Origin of the sequence: Cyclonatronum sp. (assembly GCF_022565315.1) — a bacterium.
Classification (GTDB): Bacteria; Bacteroidota; Rhodothermia; order Balneolales; family Cyclonatronaceae; genus Cyclonatronum.
Genome location: NZ_JAIUMX010000012.1, coordinates 1 through 20,858, shown reverse-complemented (window position 1 = coordinate 20,858; position 20,858 = coordinate 1). Strand labels below are relative to the sequence as shown.

The window sequence follows — 20,858 nt, the reverse complement described above, 5'->3', positions numbered from 1 at the left end:
TGCTGTATTTAAAGCATTAACCGGCTTATTTTTTTAGACTGAACTTACCTTCTGTGATCAAGTTGGCTTCCTGAACTATTTTTTTAACAATTTCATCGAGTTTGCCGATTTCCTCTTCAAGGTAACGGATGTTGGTGTACTGTGACTCAGAAAGTTCGTTTTCAGTTTTGATGAAATCAATCAAGCCCATGATATTAGCAACAGGCCGGCGTACAACGTGGCTTTGATGCCAGGCAATTTGTTTGAGGGTTTCGTTCTGTGCGAGCAGTTTTTGCTCGTACTCTTTCTGGTCGGTGACATCCTGTTTAACAGCGATAAAGTGTGTGATTTCGTTTTCTTCATTAAAAATTGGCGTTATGGTCTGATACTCGAAATAAGTGCTGCCGTCTTTTCGCTTGTTGATGAGCTCACCTTTCCAGTTTTTGCCGCTTAAAAGAGTACTCCAAAGTTGTTCGTAATAGTATTTCTGCTGATTACCGGATTTCAAAATACGCGGGTTTTGGCCGATAGCTTCAGTTTCCGTGAATCCGGTAAGCTGCTCCCACGCAGGATTTACCCACTCAAGGGTACCATCGCGATCTGTTATCGCAATGGCGTTTGATGTGGATCTGAGCGCATGAAGCTGCAGTTTGATCTGTTTTTCCAGTGCTTTGCGGTCACTGATATCCCGCATAATTACAACAGCCCCGAGTTTTCTTCCTTCATTATCATAAAATGGTGTGCCGCTTGCCGATATGTATTTGATTTCTTTGCCCGGCACTTTGATAGACATTAGGGCATTTTGAAAAATTTCGCCCTTGAATGCACGCGTAAGCGGAACTTCGTCAGCAGTTAGTTTTTTCTTCCCCTCACTGTCAAACAAACCGTACCTGCCACTCCAGCTTGGTGGCGTAGATCCATCAGGCTCAGCGTCATGCCATTCTCTGGCAACGCGGTTAAAAAGTTTTAGTTTTCCAAGTTCATCACAGGCAACTATGCCGTCCATAGCACTTTCAAGAATGGCTTTGCTGAACACTTGTTCGTGTAATAGTCTGCTTTCCGCCTTAACGATTGCACTGTTATCGTGTACAATTGTGTGCAATAATAACTGCCCGTCCAGGTGGATGTGGCTGTTATACATTTCTACATCCACAATACTGCCATCAGCTTTAAGATGCTGTTGTTTGGTTTTAGCCTGCCCGATATCGGGTTCATTCGCAGCTGATAATTCTTCATCAAAACCAGAAACCATGATGTCAGGGATGCTCATTTCAAGCAGGCGCGTTTTTTTCCAGCCATAAAAAGAAACAGCGGCTTTATTGGCATCTAAAATCCGTTTTGAATCCGGGTCTATAAGCAGTTTAACGGCAGAGTGATTTTCAAAAAGGGCTCTGAAGTGTCTCTCACTTTGCTCCATATCCTCCTGAAATTTTTTTCTTTCCGAAATATCAGACTGAGTTCCTGACATGAGCAAAGGTTTTCCTTCGCTGTCAAATTCAGTAATCGAACCCCGGTCGTGTACCCATACCCAATTGCCGTTTTTGTGCTTCATCCTGATTTCGCACTCGTAGATTTCTTCTTCCCCTGAAATTACTTTTTCAAGCAGCCCGACCGTTTTTGGCAAATCGTTAGGGTGAACAAGTTGTTCCCAATCCGGATAGCGGAAGGGTGAGCTTAATTCATCGGGGGCATAACCGATTATGGAAGCCCAAATTTCATTCAGCACGGCTTCGCCGGTTTGTAAGTTCCACTCCCATGTACCTACCCTTGTGCCTTGCAGGATGTTAAACAGCCGTTTCCGTTCCTGTTCTAAGGTTTGCTCTGCATTTTTTTCATTGGCTATGTCGATATGGAAGCCTAAAAAACGATCATTTGACAACTTCACGGCCGAGATATAGCACCATACACGTGAGCCGTCTTTTCTTAGCAGCCTGAATTCGCCTTCATTCCGACCTGTTTTGTTTAGCTTTTCGTGAAAGTAAAGAGCTGAGGTGAGGTCTTCAGGAGCGATAATATCGGTAATATGCATCTGTAACAGCTCCTCAGTCGGGTACCCGCTGAGTTCACTTGCAGCGGGATTTACGTCGAGGTAGCATCCGTTCGCATCTGTTACGAAAGTTCCGAACGGTGCAGCGTAGATGTAGCTGCAGGGTTGATTTGGTTCCGGGCGTTCAAAATGCTGATGCTTATCGTAAGCAACGGGTTGCTTTTCCAGACGCGACTGATTGCCAGTGTAAGGCATCAGTATTTGTTTCGCCTCATCTTTAAACAAAAGGTTCAGGTATTTTTCCTGATCCATCCACACATAAACCTGCAGGCTGTTTAAAACCCTCATTACTCCCGGCTTTGTAGTAAACGTAAGGCACTCGGCCTGACCGGAACTTGGATTGCGTTTAAGATATTCGGTTAAGCTTGAGTAGTCGATTCCCCGTTTCATACACAGAAAACGCAGGCTGAGCCAACTTTTTGGATGCATCGGTGACAAGCCGAATAGTTCACCAAACGCTGTGTTATATGATTGCGCAATATAATTGGGTTCAGTTTCAGTTTCAGTATCGGATGCACCTTTATGGAATCGTGCATAAGGTAGCGGGAGATTTTGAAATGCCGAAAGGTCGGAAACGATCATAAGATAAGGTTCTGTAATGCCGGATTAATGGCAGATACGAGTATTGTAAAAATTTAGTAGTCTTATTTTGTAATTTAGGAAAATTCAAACTTTAAAAACCTCTCCTTTCCAATTTATTTATTGGAAGTTCGGCCAACGTGGTGAATGCAGCATAACTGAAAAAGCAGCTGGTTAGAAAGCCGCAGAAGTGTTACGTTGTATGTGCGAAATACAGGATCCAAACCACATGTAGAATTTCCTTTAACTTTATATTTACATGATGTTTTCGAGGCAGACGCGTGATGCGTTTATTATAGGAGTTGCCTTATTTGCCATGTTTTTTGGGGCCGGAAACCTCATCTTTCCGCCCTATATGGGTTTGTTAGGCGGTGAAAAATGGGGGTGGGCTTTTTTGGGCTTTGCTGCCACAGGTATTGGTCTTCCGTTGCTGGGTATTCTTGCGGCATCAAGAGCAGGCGGCTCGGTTGAGCATCTGGGCGGGCGGGTTTCCGGCTGGTTTGGGGTTGGGCTGAGCATCATTGTAATTCTTGCGATAGGTCCGCTGCTTGCCATTCCGCGAACCGGTGCTACGGCTTTTGAGCTTGGGGCCGGAGCTATTTGGCCCGATTTTTCGCCGGTGCTGTTTTCAGTGCTGTTTTTCGGGCTCACCCTCTGGTTTGCAATGAACCGCAACTCGGTGGTAAAAAAAATCGGCAAGTATCTTACACCGGTTCTCGTGCTTACCCTCGGCTGGATAATCATTCGGGGGATATTCTACCCGCTTGGTACCCCGGCTGAAGTAAGCCTGAAAGCACCCTTCGGCGACGGTTTCCGGGAAGGCTACCAAACGATGGATGCCCTTGCCTCGCTCGTTTTCACCCAAATCGTGATTGCAGCTTTGGTGTATCAGGGGTATAAATCGCCCAAAGAGCAGACGCGGCTTACGCTTTTTGCAGCTTGTGTGGCTGTTGCCGGCCTGCTGATTTTTTATGGCGGGCTGATGTATCTTGGTGCGACAGCTGTAGAACTCTACGGGCCGGATGTTGAGCGTACGGTACTGTTAATCGGCATCACACAGCAGCTGCTTGGTAATGGAGGTGCACTGGCTCTCGGTATAGCCGTTACCATCGCCTGCCTTACCACTGCTATCGGGCTCACAGCAACGGTTGCAGAGTATTTTAGCCGGTTAACAACGCAGCGCCTTAGTTACAAACTCGTGGCAGTAATCACGGTATTATTCAGCGGATTTTTTGCCACTCGCGGGGTCACTGAAATTGTAAATATTGCTTATCCGCTGCTGGTGCTGGTTTACCCGGTGGCGATTGCACTCATTTTGCTTACCATGGCAGGAGGGCCGTTTGCTCACAGATTCGTTTATACGGGTGCGGTTAGCGGCGCATTGATAGTAAGTATTCCCGAAGCTCTTCATATAGCCGGATTCAGCTCCTTGGTTTATGAAGCTTGGGTGCTGAAGATTCCGTTTGCGGAAGCCGGTTTCGCTTGGGCCGTATTCGGTATTATCGGCATGTTGTGCGGGTTTGCAACGGTCCGCAAATTAGAAGGAGCCTTTTGGATTAAAGGATGAGCAGAGAGGAAAATAGTTGAAATTTATTCCATCAGGTACACAACGAAGGTGAGCAGGGGTGCGCGGTAGAGCAGGAAACCAAAATCTTCATCTGATACGGCATCAGAAAGAGACTGTAATAATTCCGGATTTCTGAAAGTGGCGTTTTCATCATCATAAAACTTTTCATAAACGGAGGAAAGCCTGCTTAGGCTACCGGCTTCATCTGCTATGCTGCCCGCTGAAACCTGCTGTGCGCATAGCGGAAATGCCCCAAAGGTAATCTCCTGCTGAAGCCCCCAAAAATCACGCACCTGAGGAGCAGCGCTGCGCCAGCTGATGCTGCGGTTTTCAGTTGCAAGATCTTGCAGTAAAGCGGCATAGTCCGGGCGGTGAGGCTCGTTCAGGTACCCTTCGGCGAGCAGGAAATTTTCGAGCTCCGCATATGCTACCAGAAAGTCTTCACCTATTGTTGTGTTTTCCTGAAGGCAGCTGTTAAAAGCGATGTAATGGCCCGGAAACTGCCGGCATCCCGCAATGAGCAGCAGCAGCAGTAAGTATATGAATGGTTTGATGCCGGTGAGGATGCGGTGTTTGCTCATAAAAAAAGCCGGCTCAGTTGAGCCGGCGCGTTGGGTATGAAAAGGGTATCGATTTATAAATCCGATAAGCAGCTTAAAATAAGCTGCTTACAAGTTCCTGCGCTTCTTTTTGGATCAGGGCAAGATGCTCTTTCCCTTTGAAGCTCTCTGTATAGATTTTGTAGATATTTTCCGTGCCTGAAGGCCGCGCTGCAAACCAGCCGTTTTCGGTTACAACCTTAAGCCCGCCGATGGCAGCGCCGTTGCCGGGCGCGTGTGTAAGTTTCGCAATGATCTGTTCGCCGGCTAGCGTGTCTGATTTGATGTCGTTTGCGTTCAGGTTGGAAAGGATAGCTTTTTGCTCCGGTGAGGCAGGGGCATCAAGCCGCTCATAAACGGGGGAGCCGAATTGTTTCTCGAATTCAGCATAGTGCTCGGATGGACTCTTTCCTGTTTTGGCCAGAATTTCAGCCGCAAGCAGGTTCATGATGATGCCGTCTTTATCGGTTGACCACGGCTTTCCGTCGAACTTCAGGAAGCTTGCGCCGGCACTTTCCTCTCCGCCGAAGCCGTATTCCCCGTTAAACAGCCCGTCAACAAACCATTTAAAGCCAACCGGTACCTCTGAAACTTCACGGTCGATGCTCGCGGCTACGCGGTCGATCATGGAGCTTGAAACCAGAGTCTTGCCGATTTTGAGCTCTTCAGACCACTGCGGCCTGTTCTGGAAAAGATACCAGATAGCAACGGCAAGATAATGATTCGGATTCATGAGCCCGGTTTTGGTTACGATACCATGCCGGTCATAGTCAGGGTCGTTTCCGAAAGCGATATCGAACTGATCTTTGTATTTTATAAGTCCGGCCATGGCGTAAGGGGAGGAGCAGTCCATGCGAATTTTGCCGTCTTTATCCACGTGCATAAACCGGAAGGAAGCATCAACGTGATTATTGACGATCGTGAGATCCAAACCATAGCGCTCTGCAATCGCAGGCCAGTATTTGATGCCTGAGCCCCCAAGCGGATCAACGCCGATTTTGATGCCGCTCTTGCTGATGGCCTCCATATCGATCACGTTTTTGAGGTCTTCCACATAGGGGGTAATGTAGTCGTAATCATGGATGTGCGGCCCCTCAAACGAATCTTCGAAATCCATTTTGAGCACGTCTTTGAGGCCGCTTTTAAGCATGTCGTTGGCGCGGTCCTCAATAATTTTAGTAGTTTTGGAATCGGCCGGTCCGCCGTGGGTCATGTTGTATTTTATGCCGCCGTCTTCCGGAGGGTTGTGAGACGGGGTGATGACGATACCGTCAGCCGGTGATTCAGGATTCTGACTGTTGTATGTGATGATCGCATGCGAGATAACCGGAGTTGGTGTATAACCGCCTCCGTTCTCAACCATTACATGTACGCCGTTAGCTGCGAAAACGCGGATTGCCGTCTGAAGCGCGGCTTCTGAAAGCGCGTGCGTATCCATGCCAATGTACAGCGGGCCGTGAATTTCCTTGCCCTTGCGGTACTCGGCTATGGCCTGACAAATCGCAAAAATATGATTCTGGTTAAAAGATAAATTTGTGGATGAGCCTCTGTGCCCTGATGTACCAAAACTTACAGCCTGAGCCGGATCATGGGCGTCTGGTTTAAGCGTATAATATTTACTGACGAGGCGCGGAATGTTGGTTAAAATAGATTCTGGAGCCGGCTTACCTGCCAATTCGTGAATAGCCAAAATAAATTCCTCCGAATAAATAATGATTACAGTAAGGTTGATTGAGTGTCAAATAATCTCATAGCATTATACGAAATAGGACTTGTTCAAACCAATACTTTTTTGGCGTATATGCTTTGTTTGTATGCCTTCATCTTCAAAAATCGGAAGCCGGTTGCTTTTTTTTAATATACTTATTCCGGTATTTAACCAGCATTTGAATGGCGTTCAGCCGGTATTCGGGAATGTTTCTGTATAGCCTGAAGCGGATGCGGGTGGCTGCCGGTATTCAGGGCGAAAGCCGGGTTAGCGACCAGCCGTTACCTTCGGTCTTCCGGTACTCAATCCGGTCGTGCAGCCGGCCGGGGCGGCCCTGCCAGAACTCGATAAGCAGCGGTCGCACCACATAACCGCCCCAGTTCTTCGGTCGTGGTACCGGCTTTCCCCCGAATTTCCTGAGCAGCCCTGCGTAGGTTTCTTCGAGCTGAGCCCGGGTTTCTACAGCAGTACTTTGCTTTGATGCAAGTGCCCCGATACGGCTTTCAAACGGGCGAGAAAGAAAATAGGCATCTGATTCGGTTTCCGGCAAGCGCTCGGTAATGCCTTCGATGCGTACCTGCCGCTCAAGCTCCAGCCAGTTGAAGCAAAGCGAAGCTTTTGGGTTTTCGGAAAGCTGCCGGCCTTTTCGGCTGTCATAGTTGGTATAAAAAAGGAAGCCCCTGTCATCCAGTCCTTTCAGGAGTACAACGCGGGCGGAAGGCTGGCCTGTGCTGTCGGTAGTAGCAAGTACCATGGCGTTGGGTTCGGGCAGTTTTGATGCAAGTGCTTCATCAAACCACTGCTGAAACTGTACAAGCGGGTTTGCCTGCACATCTGAAATATCGAGGGAGTTTAGGGTGTAGTTTTTCCGTAAATCAGCAATTTCGTCGGATAAGCTGCTCATGGATTCTCTTGATTGGATTTTTGTAGTTCAGGGTGGGATGCCATCACCTGATAAACACCAAAAACGCTGCTAAAAATCCTGTTTCATGGGGTGAATGGTAACTTCATCCATGATCAGGTAAGGCGGGCGGGTGAGCATAAATTCAGCGATTTCGGCAAGGTCATCGGCGGCAAGGCCGTAGGGAGGGGGCACATCGCCGGCGGAGCGCCCTCCGAAGCCCGTATCGATGATGCCGGGGTTGAGCAGCATCACCCGTATGCCTTCTTTGGCGAGTTCGCGTGTGAGGCTCTGGGAGAAGCCGGCCATGGCGTGTTTGGCGGCTGTGTACACGCTCATGTTTGCAAGCGGCCGCCTTGCGAGGTCCGAAGCGATATTCAGCACCTGCCCGTTTGCTGCGGCCCTGAGGTCGGGAAGAAGCCTTTTGGTGAGCATTAGCACGGCTTCAGCAGTAACCCTGAAGGTTGTGAGCAGTTCAGTTTCGGTCAGGTCATTCAGGGGCGTATAGCTGCCAATACCAGCATTGTTAACGAGGATTTCTACCGGGCCTTGTTTTCCCCTGAACCACGCAAGGGCTTTAGCCATAGCGGCATAGTCGCTAACATCAGCGGCATAAACGCGTACATGCTCTCCGAGTTCATCCCGGAGCTGTTCGAGCTCAGTGAGGTTGCGGGCGATGAGGGAGAGTTTTGCGCCCCGCGCAGCAAACAGCCGGGCCATGCTGCGGCCAACACCGCGTGTGGCCCCGCTTATCAGAATATGATGGTTTTTCAGGGTTTCAGCCATATCGGGTTATCAGGCGTGCTCCTGAGGATTCACGATAAAAACGGCGGTATCAACCATGCGGATAATGGTTGATGCCGTACTGCCGACCATGAGGTTGCGGATATTGGAGTGGCCGAGTGTAGCCATGAATACGAAATTGTAATCTCTGGAGTAGGTAAGGTTTGTGATGGCTTCACTGCCCGAAACGCTTGTAATTAGTACCTGCTCTTTCACTTTGTCGGATACTTCCTCAAAATAGGTTTCTTTAAGCTGACAAAGCTCTTTTCTGCCGCGCTCTACAATTGAACCTGAGCTGCCTGTAGTGAGCGGACCTACGTGCACGAAGTGAACAAGATCGGCGTTTATGCCTGTTTGGGCTACAAACTGACGTGCGTAGCTGAATACGCCGGTCGAGTTTTCAGACATATCAGTGAGGATCAGTACTTTTGTTAGCGGGCTAAGCCGGGATTCATCGGTTACAACAACGACCGGCTTTGGGCACACAGAAATTATCTTGTTGGCAACCGAGCTGTGCATGAGCCGGTCGAGGCCGGTTCGTGAGTTTGTTGCAATAAAAACGAGGTCAAAATCTGCTGCGGCCCCCACAATCTGCATGGCGATATTTCCGGTAGCCACAATGGGTTCATTTATCTGAGCACCACCAGCATATTCCCCCGCAATTTTTAGCAGCTTATTTTGGATGCGGCTGTGCAGCTCCTGTTTCATTTCTGCTACGTCATCTTCAATGATATCAGAGATGCCGTGCCGCGGTTCAAAAACATACATAGGGGTGATGCTGCCTTCAAAATAGGTGAGATAATCTGCGGCATCTTTGAAAGCCTTATTACCGGTATTCGTAAAATCAGTTGGTACGAGAATGCTAAGCTTTTTCATGATATGCTCCTTGTTATATCAGTCGGATAAAAGTGAAATAAGCCGGATCAAACATTATTTTGTCAGGGTCTGACGGTAAGCACCGGAACCGGCGCGGTCTGAATAATATGGGCTGCGGTGCTTCCCAGCACCACATAATCCATACCTGTGCGGCCGGCTGTTGAGATAATGATGAGATCGTATTTATCTGCCGAAAGATGTTTGCTGATGGCACGGTGCACGCTGTTGCCCGAAACGATTACATGGGTTTGAACGCGTTCGGCAAAACCGGCAAAGTGTTCGTCGCGAAAGCGGTTAAGGCGATCAGCAACAGTTACATAGAGTTCCTCCTTATCTGCCAGCCCGCCTGCGTACTCTATGCTGAGTACATGCAGCAGGGTAAAAACGGCGTCCGTATTTTGTAGCAGCCAATGTGCCTTGTCGAATGCCTTGCAGGATTCGTCAGAGAAATCAGTGGTTAGCAGAATGCGTTTGAAAGGCCGCGGGCTGTCTTCGGGGCTTGTAACCAAAACCGGCGCTTTGCTCATCCGGCATACTTTAGAGGCAACGGAGCCCATCACAAATTTGCGGAAACCGGTACGGCCGTGTGTGGACATCACCAGAATGTCGTAACCCGCTGAAACCCCGACGATTGTGCGGGCCGGATCGCCGTAACTGATGTAAGGCTGATCAACGAACTCAGCCGGGGTATGTTTTTCAGCCGCTTCCCTGCATTTGCGATATGAAAATTCCATGAGCTTTTTGGTGGCAGCATCATCAAGAGAGGGCAAGCGGATGCCTTCCGGCCAAACAGGCTCGTTTAAGGCATGTGCAGGCGTAATAACACCTCCGGCTATGTTGCGGTACTGCTCAGCTACTGCAAATGCGCGGTTCCCGTTTTCTGATAAATCGGTTGCAACCAGTATTTTTTGGTAATGCATAGATGTTACCCCTGTAAATTGAAGCCTGTTGTTTATGATTACTAAATTAATATACAACTTAAAGAACAGTATTCTGAAGCCAATGAAGTGCACAGTACTCTTTTTGTTTGATGATATTCGAATATTGAGCATTTTAATGGTGCTCTTATCCATTAATTTTCACTTAGCTGATTGATGCCTATGTCCGAAAATTCAACCGAACTTAGTCTTGAACAGGTGCTTGAACGCGCCCGGATGCGTGACCCGCATCAGCCTGAATTTCATCAGGCGCTTCATGAAGTGCTTCAGTGGGTAGTGCCGTTTGCGGCTTCCCGGCCCGTGTACAACCATCCCGCTTTGTTCAGTAAGCTAACCGAGCCCGAGCGTATCATTCAGTTTCGTGTTCCCTGGACCGACGACGACGGGCAGGAGCACATCAGCCGGGGGTATCGTGTACAGTTCAGCAGCGTTATCGGGCCCTGCAAGGGCGGGCTTCGGTTTCATCCGTCAGTTAATCTCAGTGTACTCAAATTTCTGGCTTTTGAACAGGTTTTCAAAAACAGCCTCACAGGCTTACCAATGGGGGGTGCCAAGGGTGGGGCTGATTTCAGCCCGAAGGGGCGCAGCGACGCTGAAATTATGCGGTTTTGCCAAAGCTTCATGACCGGACTTTACAATCATATTGGTCCGGAAACAGACATTCCGGCAGGCGATATCGGTGTGGGCAGCCGTGAGATCGGCTATCTCTTCGGGCAGTACCGGCGCATTACCGGCACCTTCAGCGGAGTGCTAACCGGGAAGGGGGAAGCCTTCGGCGGAAGCATCCTTCGCCCTGAAGCCACCGGCTACGGCCTGCTGTACTTCACGAAAGAAATGCTGGATGCCGCAGGGAAGCAGATGGATGGCATCCGTGTGCTGATTTCAGGTTCCGGTAATGTGGCACAGTTTGCATGCCGGAAAGCCATTGAGATGGGCGCAAAAGTGCTCAGTATGTCAGATTCTGACGGGTATATTTTTAAGGAGGAGGGGCTCACAGACGAAGACCTGGATTTCATAATGGAACTGAAAAACGAAAAGCGCGGACGCATTAAAGCTTGTCAGGAGGCCTTCGCCTGCAGCTGGTACGAGGGCACCCCCTGGCGGCACGGTGCCAAAGCCGGCCTCGCGCTGCCCTGTGCTACCCAAAACGAGCTGGATGCGGATGATGCACGAACCCTAATCGAAAACGGCCTGCTTGCGGTTGCCGAAGGAGCGAACATGCCCTGCACTGAAAAAGCCGTGAAGCTTTTCCATAAACATCAGATTCCTTTTGCGCCGGGTAAGGCAGCTAATGCCGGCGGTGTAAGCGTTTCGGGCCTGGAGATGAGTCAGAACAGCATCCGAATGAGCTGGAGCGCCGAACGCGTTGATGATGAACTGCATCGCATTATGCACGATATTCACGAAAAATGCCGCAGTTTTGGCGAAACCGACGGCAGTATTAACTATGAAAAAGGTGCTGCGATTGCCGGATTTATTAAAGTGGCCGATGCTATGATTGCGCAGGGGCATGTGTGAGTTCTCTCGAAGCACCGGCATTTCATAAACTCAAACTGCCTGTAGTGGTGCCCTAACCTTAAGTTAAGCCCTGCAGGCCGATTCGGTGATGCGGCAGCAGGCGTCATGATTCTTCGCCATGGCCTCCATCAGCTGGAATTGTGCCCGGCAACGCATGAGGTTTTGCTCGGGGTAATGCGTTGCGTAGTACAGGTCGCCGTTCAGGTAATCGGCAAGGAAACGTATGCCCATTATGTAGGCCATGTAGCGCGGGGCGAGGGGCATCAGGTTTTTTTCTTCCGGGCTCAAAATAGTGGCCGTTTCCTTCAGGTATCCGCGGGTTATGGCCTCAAAGCAGGAAAGGCTGAACCCTGTTTCTGCACTGTCTTCATTGTTGGTGGCAGCAGCGGTACGCACCAAATCCCCAAAATCATAAAGGGATAAACCGGGCATCACGGTATCAAGGTCAACAACGGCTCTGGCCTGCATCTGCGTATCAAAAAGCACATTGTTGAGTTTTGTGTCGTTGTGGGTTACCCGAAGGGGAAGCCTGCCGGCCTGCTGCTGCCGCGGAATGACGCTCATTTCCGCAATGTGCTTTTTTGCGAATCTCAATTCCTGTGCTGCATGCACGAAGCGGCCAATAGGTTCAGGTTTTGCTGCGTCCAGGAGTTGCCTGTATCTGAGCGACACGCTGTGAAAACCGGGGATCACCTCATGGAGCTTGTCCGCCCGGAGTTCCTGCAGGGCTGCCAGAAACAGACCGTAAATTTTGCCGGCTTCAAAGGCGGTTGCCTCATCCGGTACCAAATCGTAGCTCAGGCCCGGGGCTATCCGCTGAAACAGGCGCCAGGCAGATCTGTCTTGTTGCCTTACCGCGTAGCCGCCGGCCCTGCTGCTCAAAGGTGCGGCAATGCTGTATCTTTTCGAGTACTCCGGGTGCCGGTTCAGTAGCCCGGTAACAAGCAGCAGGTTTTCTGTCACTTTGTCAAAATCAGGAAAAACGTGCCCGTTAAACTTTTGCATGATGAAGCCCGGCTCGTTTGGGTTTTCCGTGTGTATCAGCCAGGTTTTGTGGATGTGGCCCGAGCCGATTGGCACCGCGTATGCCATTCGGCTACCCGTGCTGAACGCACTGAAAATGTCGGAAAGAGCATCCATCAAAATAAAATCAGGAGGTTTAGTGTGTTTTGCGGGGCCAGAGGTTTTCGGGGTATTCCCCCGATTCGGTCATTTGCCGGATCCGGCTTCGGATGTGCTCCAAATCCGGCGGATAGGTGATGCCGAACCAGTCAGAACCGGAATCCAGAACGGATACCTTCGCGCGCTGCTGCCGGATCATGCGGTCGATTACCGCAGGAAGATGAAACTCAGCTTCTGGCTGATTGATGCGCGCATCCAGAAAACGCACAAATCCGGACAGCAAATGGGTGAATACCGAAGGCGCAAATCCCCAGCAGTTCATCGAAACCAGCGTTTGGGGCGAAAGCGGGATTCCATCCGGAGCTTCACCCGATAAAATCAGCTCCGCTTTACGACTGATGTTTTTGTGTTCCTGCACTGACTTTAAAAATCCGTTTTCATCGGTTTCACAAACACCCCTCGAAACACTCCCAAATGCTGACAAAGTTTTTTCCAGCCGGTAGGCCGCCATGGCATAATGGTTTGAGGTTGCATGCTGCCTGAGAAATTCGGCCATTTGCCGAAATGCGGCTTCTCCATAGAAATCATCGGCATTGATTACGCAAAAGGGCGTATGCACGGCTTTTTCGGCTGCAAGGAGAGCATGCCCTGTGCCCCATGGTTTCAGCCGCCCGGGCGGGGCTGTGAATCCGGCCGGTAACTCATCCGGCTCCTGAAAAACGAGTTCGGTTTCAAAGCGGTCTTCAAAAGGTTTCAGTACCTCATCACGGAAGATTACTTCGGTCTGTTTCCGGATCACAAAAACAATTTTTCCAAACCCGGCGCGCCGGGCATCATAAACAGAATAATCTATAATACGCTGATTAAGGGGGCCTGCCGCTGCAAGCTGTTTGAGTCCGCCGAAACGGGAGCCTGTTCCGGCTGCCATAATTACGAGGGCAGGTTTGCTCATTTAATATTTGTAAGAGGGTGATGTGTCCCGTGCCGGAATGCTGCACCCCGGTCTCTCGGCTGCATAGTGTACCGGAAAAGCTGCGCTGTTGTGCGCTGATAAGCAGGTGGCTGCATTACTCCATCCTCAGTTTGCTCCAGAATCGGGTAAGCAGGAAACCCGAGGCGGCGGCCATAGCGGCAAGTACAGCGGCGGGCATGAGGTTGCCGTACAAAATGTTGCCAATCATAAACAGCAGGCTGTAGATCATGGTAGTACCCAGAATCATGCAGAGAATTCCGGTCGGGACATCCCACTTCAGGTTGTCTTCTTTTACGAGTGTAATCCCTTCACCCGTTGCCTCATCAACTACGGATTTCCATCCCGGTCCGCCGGGACGTATTCGGCTGTAGAAATTCCGCAGGGTTGCTTTATCAACCGGGGAGGTGAGCAGGGTTACGATGATCCAGGTGGCTGATGTGAGGAAGACCGTGCCAAGCAGCTTGATCACATTCCAGTAGCTCATGCTTGTCTGAAACCCGAACACATCAACCATGCCGGTTTCGGGACGCTGCATCACGAAATTCTCAATCAGAATGAAAATCATTGAAAAAGTGCCGGCGGCAATCATGGCGGAAATTTCGGACCAGGCGTTGATCCGCCACCAAAACCACCGCAGAATATAAATCAGGCCGGTGCCGGCTCCGATCATGAGGATGTACTGAAACGCCTGAAGCGCATTTTGAAGCACGAGGGCCAGTAAAACGGAGGAGCCCATCAGGGCTGCGGTTGAGATTCGGCCGAAACGGACGCGCTGCTTTTCAGTAGCGTCGGGTTTGTAGAAACGGCCGTAAAAGTCGTTCACCAGATAGGAGGAGCCCCAGTTGAGCTGTGAGGCCGTAGTTGACATATAGGCCGCGATAAGGGAAGCAACCACCAAACCCAGCAGGCCGGCGGGAAGAAACTCGCGCAGCATGGCAGGGTAGGCGAAGTCGTTCTGAATGTACTGAACGGGCACGTCGGGATATCTTTCCACCATGCTTGCGATATCAGGGAATACCACCAGCGAGGCAAGGCCCACGAGAATCCACGGCCAGGGGCGCAGGGCATAGTGGAAGAAGTTGAAGAGCAGGGTTGCACCAACGGCATGCGATTCATTTTTGGCTGCCAGCATCCGCTGCGCCACATAACCGCCACCGCCCGGCTCAGCACCGGGGTACCACACAGCCCACCACTGTACGGCAATGGGAATCAGGAAGATGCTCACAAAAAGCTCGGGCTGTGAAACGGACGGCACAAGGCTGAGCTTATCTGACACGTTCGGGTGTGACAGTAAATTCGACATCCCGCCGACTTCAGGCGAACCAATAATGTACACCGCTGCAATTACTGCGCCGAACATGGCAAATGAAAACTGAAACAGATCGGTCCACAAGATGGATTTAAGCCCGCCCAGGCTGCTGTAAAACACCACAATTACCGAAGCAATGATGAGGGCAACCCCCGGTTGAAGCCCCAGCATAACGGCAGCAATTTTGATAAAGGCCAGGGAGACGGTCGCAATCACCATCACATTAAAGAAAAAGCCGAGGTACACGGCCCGGAATCCGCGCAGAAATGCAGCCATTTTGCCGGAGTAACGTAGCTCATAAAATTCCAGATCGGTTAAAACCTGCGAGCGGTTCCAGAGTTTGGCATAAACAAACACGGTGAGCATACCTGTAAGCAGAAACGCCCACCATAGCCAGTTGCTTGCCACGCCGCCGGTGCGCACCATATCCGTTACCAGGTTGGGCGTATCAGCCGAAAAGGTGGTCGCAACCATGGATACGCCCAGCAGCCACCAGGGCATGTTGCGGCCGGAAAGGAAAAAACTGGTCGTGTCGTTGCCCGCACGGTAGGAGGCCGCGTAGCCAATGGATAGCAGCACAAAGAAAAATGCGCCGATGATTACCCAGTCAAGTGGTGACAGAATCAAGTGAGGATACCGGTTTTGTGAAAAGGGAGGTCGATGTTCTTACTTTTTGGGGGGGGGCGGCCGCACAAGCAGGTGCGGCTCCCGATTCGGCGCTGCTTAAAAAAGAAAGGCGCTGCGCATTATTTCGGGGCGGAGTTTAAATTATTCGTGTTGTGCCTCCCTGCCTGAGTTCGATATCCATCACGGGCGTGTTGGTTTTCCAGGCGCCTCTGGTAAAATCAGGCACATCAATTGACTGAGAGCGGTTCGCGACAGACTGCTCGCTCAGCGGGGCAATGGCGCTCCAAAGGGCAGCATCATACACGTCGATATCCATCGGAAGCCCGTTGCGCAGGCAGTCGATCAGGCGCCAGTCCATGATGGTATCCATACCCCCGTGCCCGCCCACTTCACGTGCGAGGTCGCCCACTTTCTTTGTGATTTCCGGCGTGTACAGTTCCTCCAGGGCTTTCATACTTTCCTGAGAAAGCCAGCCGGTGTGGTCTTTGGCGATACGGGCCGGGCCCGGCCACTTTTGTGCTGTGCCGTCGGTACCGCTCACCAGGTAAATCCGGGAATAGGGTCGGGGAGAGCTTACGTCGTGCTGCACCATAATGGTGCGACCCCTGTGCGTGCGGATTGTAGTAGTATTCATGTTACCTCTGAAATTGCGGCCGGCAAAAGGCTGCCACATCTCGTTTTCTTCCGCCAGTTCCCGGGCGCGGTCTGCCATCTGGAAATCGTTGCCGGAAACCGAAACCAGATAATCCATCTGATCCCCGCAGTTAAGGTTCATCAGTTTAGACATGGGCCCGATGGCATGCGGCGGGTAAAGCATACCGTTCCGGCTTGCGTTTTCTTCCAGCCGCCACAGATCGTGATAGTAGGTTTCGGAGAAATTCATCTCCATCAGATCGTGAATGTATGCGCCTTCGCCGTGTACGATTTCGCCGAAGTAGCCCTGCCGTGCCATATTAAGCACCATCATCTCAAAAAAATCGTAGCAGGTGTTGCTGAGCATCATACAGTGCTTTTTTGTTTTTTCGGAGACCTCAACCAGCTGCCAGCATTCGTCAATGGTTTTGGCCGCGGGCAGTTCTACGGCAGCATGCTTGCCGTTTTCCATGGCGTACACACTTTGTGCGGCATGCTGATCCCAGGGCGTACAGATGTATATGAGGTCCACATCGTCGCTGTCGCACATGTCTTTCCAGGCGTCAGCCCGGCCGCTGTACTGTTTGGGATGCTGATCATATCCCTCTAAAGCCGCAATGCCACGTTCTGCACGCTCAGGCTCGATGTCGCAAATACCTGTAATCTTAACCCCTTCAATTCGCTTCAGGCGGTTTACGCCTCCGATGCCGCGGTTTCCAATGCCGATGATGCCAACCCGTACGGTTTCCAGTTTTGGGGCGCCGTATCCGCTCATATTAAACTGCTGAGGCCGCCGGGCTGCCCGCTGCTTTTCTGTGATGTCAGCATCGGAACAACCGATAAGCCCGGCACCTGCAAGGCCGAAGGCGGAAAGTTTCAGGAAGTCGCGACGGCCGAAGGAATTACTCATAAGTCTCAGTCCGGTTTTTAATTGAAAGGGGAGGGAGCCGAAAATATATTGAATCCCCAAAATTAAAATACCGGTATTTTTTTGGATAATTTAAAAGCCCTGAACCGGGAAATAAATCAGCCATTTCGGTTGTGTTCACTGTTACTCCACATCACCCTCGAAATAATCCACGAATCTTTTTGGGCCGTTATTTCCGGTTTTGGTTTTCTGAGCGATGCGTGTTTTGATGCGTTCCTGAAAAGTGCGGGCAGCATCGTAGCCGTAATTATTGAGCAGATAATTCATAGCAACTACTTCAGCAATTACGGTGATGTTTTTGCCGGGTGTGATGGGCAGCTGAATTACCGGAACCTCCACATCCAGAATGGCTTCCCGCTTTCTCTCCAGGCCTGTACGGTCAATTTCAGTGATTTCATCCCAAAGGTATAATTCAAGCAGCACTTCGAGCCTTTTCTGATAGCGAACAGCCCGGATGCCGAACATACTCATGATGTCGATAATACCGAGCCCGCGCACTTCCATAAAATGCTTGTTGATGTCGGTTGCAGCAGCCATGAGTACATTGTTTTTTCTGGTGAGCGTAACTACATCATCCGCAACAAGGCGGTGCCCGCGCTCTACGAGATCGAGGGCGACTTCGCTTTTACCGATGCCGGCCTTGCCGGTTATCAGAATGCCGATGCCGTAAACATCAACCATTGCTCCGTGTACAATGGTTTGCAGGGCAAACTGATCTTCCAGAAAATCCCGAAGTAAATACATGAATTTAATGGTTTCGGTGTGTGTCGTGAAAACCGGGATGCCGGCGGCTTCGGCCATTTCCAGCAGGTGCGGGCCGAGTTCGTTGCCATGGGTTACAAACATCACCGGAATTTCAAACTGTGTAAGGTTGCCAAAGGCTTCACGCTGCGCTACCGGAGGAAGGTTTTCCAGGTATTCGCATTCGGTGTTGCCCAGCACCTGAACGCGTTTCCAGGCGAACAGATGGGTGTAACCGGTGAGGGCCAAACCCGGCCGGTGCAGGTCGGCTTCTGTGAGGTAGCGCTGCATACAGGCCGATACAGAAGCGCAGGCCTGAACCTGCATACGAATTTTATCGCGAAGCTGTGTAACCAAAAACTCTACCGAAATTCGTTTGGTTTTGGGTACGATGGGATTGGTTCCGAAGGGCATAGGCTCAGAAATTAGGGCGGGAGGAAAGGTTTTCCGATATCAATATAAGGAAGCTTCCTAAAAGCTGTGGCGGCACCTGATTAAACAATGCATTAAACAAGGCGGGCAGATGAAGCCAAAGCTGCATCTGCCCGAGACGAGAAAGATGTTCTGAAGGGGGCGCCGTGTCGGATCAGAGTTTGTGTCTGGCAGCCCGCCTGTTTAGTTAAATTCTTATTTCGATCGCTTGTCTTTGTATTTGCGAAGCTGACGCGTCATGTTGTCGATAGCTTTTCCCAATGCCTGCTCGTAGGTAGCAGCCTTTTCGTTGGCCTGCAGCAGGTCGCCTTTTACTTTAACCGTAAGCTCAGCCGACTGAGGTTCGTCGTGGTCCTGCGTGGGCTGCATAATAATGTCACAGTCGAGAATTCCGTCATAAAATTTGGTCAGTTTTTGAACCGCTTCTACCGAATAATTGTGCAGCCTTTTGCTTGCTTCAAAATGTCTTGCGGTGAATGAAGTATTCATTGTAATCCTTCTGATTGGGTTTCGGTTTGGTTGAAATCAGAGCTCCGGGCCGGGTAAATTCCGGTGATTCCGGCAGCCCTCAAGGTTGAACTTTAAGTGGTTTTCTAATACTAATATAACATTTTTAATGGCCTCGTGGGTGTGCCTTTTCATGCACTTTTTTTAAGTGTTCCACGCTTGTTTGGGTATAAACCTGCGTGGAAGTAAGGGCTGCATGTCCCAGAAATTCCTTGATTACGCGTATATCTGCACCCTTTGCGAGTAAATGCGTAGCAAAACTGTGGCGCAGCACGTGCGGGGATTTTTTGCTGATTTCACTTACCCTGGAGATGTGTTTTTTTACAATGCGCTGAACGGCAACGGGATAGATACGGCGGCCCGATTTGCTCACAAAAAGGGCGCGGCGGTCAGCTTCGGGGGCCTGCGGATCGGCACAGCGCGGCCTGCGGCTCAGCCAGTCGTCGAGGGCATCCCTTGCATGCTCTCCGTAGGGTACAATCCGCTCCTTTGAGCCCTTTCCTGTTACGCGCAGCAGCCTTGCACCGCTCTGCACATCCCGCACATCCACCGAAATCAGCTCGGCCAGCCGGATGCCCGTTGCGTATAGCAGCTCCATGATGGCCTTTTCCTGCGCATCCCAGTCAGTTTCGACCGGGAAACCGGTAAGCATTTCCAGGGCTTCATCTGCTTGCAGGTTTACCGGCAGCTTTTTTTCTGTTTTGGGGATGAATACGAGCTCTGCCGGATTTTTAGTCGTGTAGCCCCGCGCAAGGGTGTATTTGAAAAAAGATTTGAGGCAGGATACCTTTCGTGCGATACTGCTCCGGCTCAGGCCGTCGTCGCTGAGCTGACCCATCCATGCACGCAGATGAAACCGCGTGATGGCATCCGGGTTCTCCCGCACCTGTGCATCGTAGCCCACCAGAAAAAGGGAAAAGCTTTCCAGATCTTTTCTGTAGGATGTGATGGTGTGAGGCGAAGCGTTTCGCTCAACCTTCAGGTAATTGATGAAGCGGGAGATGGTTGTATCGAGCATGGCAGGGATTTGGGTGAGATGCCTTCCTCCCAATATAATGCAAATAAACGGGGATTAAAGAGGGGAGACCGGTCCTGTTTTTCGGAAAGGGAGAGCTCTTTTCCGGCTCACCAAATTAATCAGCATCACACAATGTGGACCGGCCCTGTTTGGGCGGCTTAATTCGTGCACCGGGCCCGAACAAGCTGTGGGCACATCACCCGGAAAAATAAAAAAACTGCCCGGGCAAAAAGTTTATTTGGGGTGCACAATATCATCGCCCTTCCAGCTGATGCTGCGGCCGGTGAGGTAGTCGGTGAGGGTGATGACCCCGAGCTTCTGAAACCAGCCTACCCCGACCGGGTGGAGCAGGGCGAAGGAGGCATCCCAGTTCATCCAGCCGGCAAGCAGCAGGCGGTGCAGGGTAACGAGCCCTGCCATGAGCGCGGCAAGCGTTACGGCAGCTGCTGAAACCGGCAGGAAAACGGCGGCAAGCAGCACAAGCAGCGGCAGCAGGAAGCTGATGAAGTGCATCACGCCCATCATAACAAAAAGCGGGATGTTGTAATCGAAGCCGGCCAGAAAATTTTTCCGGAAGCCCTCAAACATCTCCCGCTCTGATTTGTACATGCGGCAGAAAAAGGCGTCGCGGCCATGGAACATCCGCATACGGAAGCCGTGATCGATCACTTCGCGGGCGAGCATCACATCCTCCACAATTTGCTGTTTAACGGCCTCATGACCCTCAACCTGCCGGTAGGTTTCGGTGCGGAAGGCCATGAACTGTCCGCAGGCGGCGGCGAACATGCTGCGGAATTTGTTGTGGAAGAAGGCGGGCATCCAGCGGGGTTTCCGTTCGGTGTACACGGCCGGCAGCAGCCCGAGCAGGGCGTAATAGACCAGCGGCACAACAGCTTTCTCCCAAAAGGTTTCGAGACGCTGCTCGGGCCAGATGGTGATAAAATCGATGTTGCTGCTGTTGAACGCGCCCACGGTTTTGCTCACCACGTCGGGCTGCATCCAGGTATCGGCATCGATGAAAATGAGGAGGTCTTCGCTTACGAGCCTGCTCAGCTGATGGCAGGCATAGGGTT

17 protein-coding genes are annotated in these 20,858 nt (G+C 50.9%); 2 read left to right on the top strand and 15 right to left on the bottom strand.

Annotation, left to right across the window (positions count from 1 at the left end; all coding sequences use genetic code 11):
• Nucleotides 1-25 precede the first annotated feature (25 nt).
• Complete coding sequence (locus LAT75_RS03875; protein ID WP_291481310.1) at nucleotides 26-2,608, bottom strand: PAS domain S-box protein; 2,583 nt, start codon at nucleotides 2,606-2,608, stop codon at nucleotides 26-28.
• A 256-nt stretch (nucleotides 2,609-2,864) separates the two neighbouring features.
• Here LAT75_RS03875 and brnQ point away from each other — a divergent pair, with 256 nt between their 5' ends.
• Nucleotides 2,865-4,172, top strand: coding sequence for a branched-chain amino acid transport system II carrier protein (gene brnQ / locus LAT75_RS03870; RefSeq protein WP_291481309.1), 1,308 nt, complete (start codon nucleotides 2,865-2,867; stop codon nucleotides 4,170-4,172).
• Nucleotides 4,173-4,195: 23 nt separating this feature from the next.
• Here brnQ and LAT75_RS03865 read toward each other — a convergent pair whose 3' ends face one another.
• The 6 genes from LAT75_RS03865 to LAT75_RS03840 all read right to left on the bottom strand — a co-directional run bounded on the left by LAT75_RS03865 (nucleotide 4,196) and on the right by LAT75_RS03840 (nucleotide 9,959).
• Complete coding sequence (locus tag LAT75_RS03865; RefSeq protein ID WP_291481308.1) at nucleotides 4,196-4,753, bottom strand: hypothetical protein; 558 nt, start codon at nucleotides 4,751-4,753, stop codon at nucleotides 4,196-4,198.
• A 73-nt stretch (nucleotides 4,754-4,826) separates the two neighbouring features.
• Nucleotides 4,827-6,461 carry a phosphoglucomutase (alpha-D-glucose-1,6-bisphosphate-dependent) gene (pgm, locus tag LAT75_RS03860; RefSeq protein ID WP_291481307.1) on the bottom strand — a complete coding sequence of 545 codons (1,635 nt, stop codon included), beginning with the start codon at nucleotides 6,459-6,461 and terminating at the stop codon, nucleotides 4,827-4,829.
• Nucleotides 6,462-6,729: 268 nt separating this feature from the next.
• Nucleotides 6,730-7,383 (bottom strand): pyridoxamine 5'-phosphate oxidase, encoded by a 654-nt coding sequence (gene pdxH, locus LAT75_RS03855; RefSeq protein ID WP_291481306.1) that lies wholly within the window; start codon nucleotides 7,381-7,383, stop codon nucleotides 6,730-6,732.
• A 69-nt stretch (nucleotides 7,384-7,452) separates the two neighbouring features.
• Nucleotides 7,453-8,166 carry an SDR family NAD(P)-dependent oxidoreductase gene (locus tag LAT75_RS03850; RefSeq protein WP_291481305.1) on the bottom strand — a complete coding sequence of 238 codons (714 nt, stop codon included), beginning with the start codon at nucleotides 8,164-8,166 and terminating at the stop codon, nucleotides 7,453-7,455.
• Nucleotides 8,167-8,175: 9 nt separating this feature from the next.
• Nucleotides 8,176-9,039, bottom strand: coding sequence for a universal stress protein (locus LAT75_RS03845; protein WP_291481304.1), 864 nt, complete (start codon nucleotides 9,037-9,039; stop codon nucleotides 8,176-8,178).
• Between the two features lie 62 nt (nucleotides 9,040-9,101).
• Nucleotides 9,102-9,959 (bottom strand): universal stress protein, encoded by an 858-nt coding sequence (locus LAT75_RS03840; protein ID WP_291481303.1) that lies wholly within the window; start codon nucleotides 9,957-9,959, stop codon nucleotides 9,102-9,104.
• Nucleotides 9,960-10,139: 180 nt separating this feature from the next.
• Here LAT75_RS03840 and gdhA point away from each other — a divergent pair, with 180 nt between their 5' ends.
• The gene (gene gdhA, locus LAT75_RS03835; protein ID WP_291481302.1) at nucleotides 10,140-11,495 is read left to right on the top strand and encodes an NADP-specific glutamate dehydrogenase; all 1,356 of its coding nucleotides are present in this window, start codon (nucleotides 10,140-10,142) and stop codon (nucleotides 11,493-11,495) included.
• Between the two features lie 63 nt (nucleotides 11,496-11,558).
• On the opposite strand, the gene LAT75_RS03830 is transcribed toward gdhA, so the two are convergent.
• The 8 genes from LAT75_RS03830 to LAT75_RS03795 form a co-directional block, all read right to left on the bottom strand.
• Entirely contained in the window at nucleotides 11,559-12,635 is a 1,077-nt protein-coding gene (locus tag LAT75_RS03830) for an aminoglycoside phosphotransferase family protein (RefSeq protein ID WP_291481301.1), read from the bottom strand.
• A gap of 19 nt (nucleotides 12,636-12,654) precedes the next feature.
• On the bottom strand, nucleotides 12,655-13,569 hold the full coding sequence (locus LAT75_RS03825; RefSeq protein ID WP_291481300.1) for a sugar phosphate nucleotidyltransferase: 915 nt from the start codon (nucleotides 13,567-13,569) through the stop codon (nucleotides 12,655-12,657).
• 115 nt (nucleotides 13,570-13,684) lie between these two features.
• A complete protein-coding gene (locus LAT75_RS03820) occupies nucleotides 13,685-15,526 on the bottom strand; it encodes a sodium:solute symporter family protein (RefSeq protein WP_291481299.1) in 1,842 nt (613 codons plus the stop codon).
• 136 nt (nucleotides 15,527-15,662) lie between these two features.
• Nucleotides 15,663-17,069 (bottom strand): Gfo/Idh/MocA family oxidoreductase, encoded by a 1,407-nt coding sequence (locus tag LAT75_RS03815; RefSeq protein WP_291481298.1) that lies wholly within the window; start codon nucleotides 17,067-17,069, stop codon nucleotides 15,663-15,665.
• A 141-nt stretch (nucleotides 17,070-17,210) separates the two neighbouring features.
• The gene (gene hprK, locus LAT75_RS03810) at nucleotides 17,211-18,242 is read right to left on the bottom strand and encodes an HPr(Ser) kinase/phosphatase (RefSeq protein WP_291481297.1); all 1,032 of its coding nucleotides are present in this window, start codon (nucleotides 18,240-18,242) and stop codon (nucleotides 17,211-17,213) included.
• 213 nt (nucleotides 18,243-18,455) lie between these two features.
• Complete coding sequence (gene raiA / locus LAT75_RS03805) at nucleotides 18,456-18,749, bottom strand: ribosome-associated translation inhibitor RaiA (RefSeq protein WP_291481296.1); 294 nt, start codon at nucleotides 18,747-18,749, stop codon at nucleotides 18,456-18,458.
• Between the two features lie 124 nt (nucleotides 18,750-18,873).
• The gene (locus tag LAT75_RS03800; RefSeq protein WP_291481295.1) at nucleotides 18,874-19,785 is read right to left on the bottom strand and encodes a tyrosine recombinase XerC; all 912 of its coding nucleotides are present in this window, start codon (nucleotides 19,783-19,785) and stop codon (nucleotides 18,874-18,876) included.
• A gap of 234 nt (nucleotides 19,786-20,019) precedes the next feature.
• A partial coding sequence (locus LAT75_RS03795) for a glycosyltransferase (RefSeq protein WP_291481294.1) occupies nucleotides 20,020-20,858 on the bottom strand: 839 nt, incomplete at its 5' end.

Excerpts from the sequence above, each read along its gene's own strand:
- LAT75_RS03850 (WP_291481305.1), bottom strand. The coding sequence starts at position 8,166 with ATGGCTGAAACCCTGAAAAACCATCATATTCTGATAAGCGGGGCCACA.
- LAT75_RS03865 (WP_291481308.1), bottom strand. The coding sequence starts at position 4,753 with ATGAGCAAACACCGCATCCTCACCGGCATCAAACCATTCATATACTTA.
- raiA (WP_291481296.1), bottom strand. The coding sequence starts at position 18,749 with ATGAATACTTCATTCACCGCAAGACATTTTGAAGCAAGCAAAAGGCTG.
- gdhA (WP_291481302.1), top strand. The coding sequence starts at position 10,140 with ATGTCCGAAAATTCAACCGAACTTAGTCTTGAACAGGTGCTTGAACGC.
- LAT75_RS03840 (WP_291481303.1), bottom strand. The coding sequence starts at position 9,959 with ATGCATTACCAAAAAATACTGGTTGCAACCGATTTATCAGAAAACGGG.
- hprK (WP_291481297.1), bottom strand. The coding sequence starts at position 18,242 with ATGCCCTTCGGAACCAATCCCATCGTACCCAAAACCAAACGAATTTCG.
- LAT75_RS03800 (WP_291481295.1), bottom strand. The coding sequence starts at position 19,785 with ATGCTCGATACAACCATCTCCCGCTTCATCAATTACCTGAAGGTTGAG.
- LAT75_RS03830 (WP_291481301.1), bottom strand. The coding sequence starts at position 12,635 with ATGGATGCTCTTTCCGACATTTTCAGTGCGTTCAGCACGGGTAGCCGA.
- LAT75_RS03815 (WP_291481298.1), bottom strand. The coding sequence starts at position 17,069 with ATGAGTAATTCCTTCGGCCGTCGCGACTTCCTGAAACTTTCCGCCTTC.
- LAT75_RS03875 (WP_291481310.1), bottom strand. The coding sequence starts at position 2,608 with ATGATCGTTTCCGACCTTTCGGCATTTCAAAATCTCCCGCTACCTTAT.
- pdxH (WP_291481306.1), bottom strand. The coding sequence starts at position 7,383 with ATGAGCAGCTTATCCGACGAAATTGCTGATTTACGGAAAAACTACACC.
- LAT75_RS03845 (WP_291481304.1), bottom strand. The coding sequence starts at position 9,039 with ATGAAAAAGCTTAGCATTCTCGTACCAACTGATTTTACGAATACCGGT.
- LAT75_RS03825 (WP_291481300.1), bottom strand. The coding sequence starts at position 13,569 with ATGAGCAAACCTGCCCTCGTAATTATGGCAGCCGGAACAGGCTCCCGT.
- brnQ (WP_291481309.1), top strand. The coding sequence starts at position 2,865 with ATGATGTTTTCGAGGCAGACGCGTGATGCGTTTATTATAGGAGTTGCC.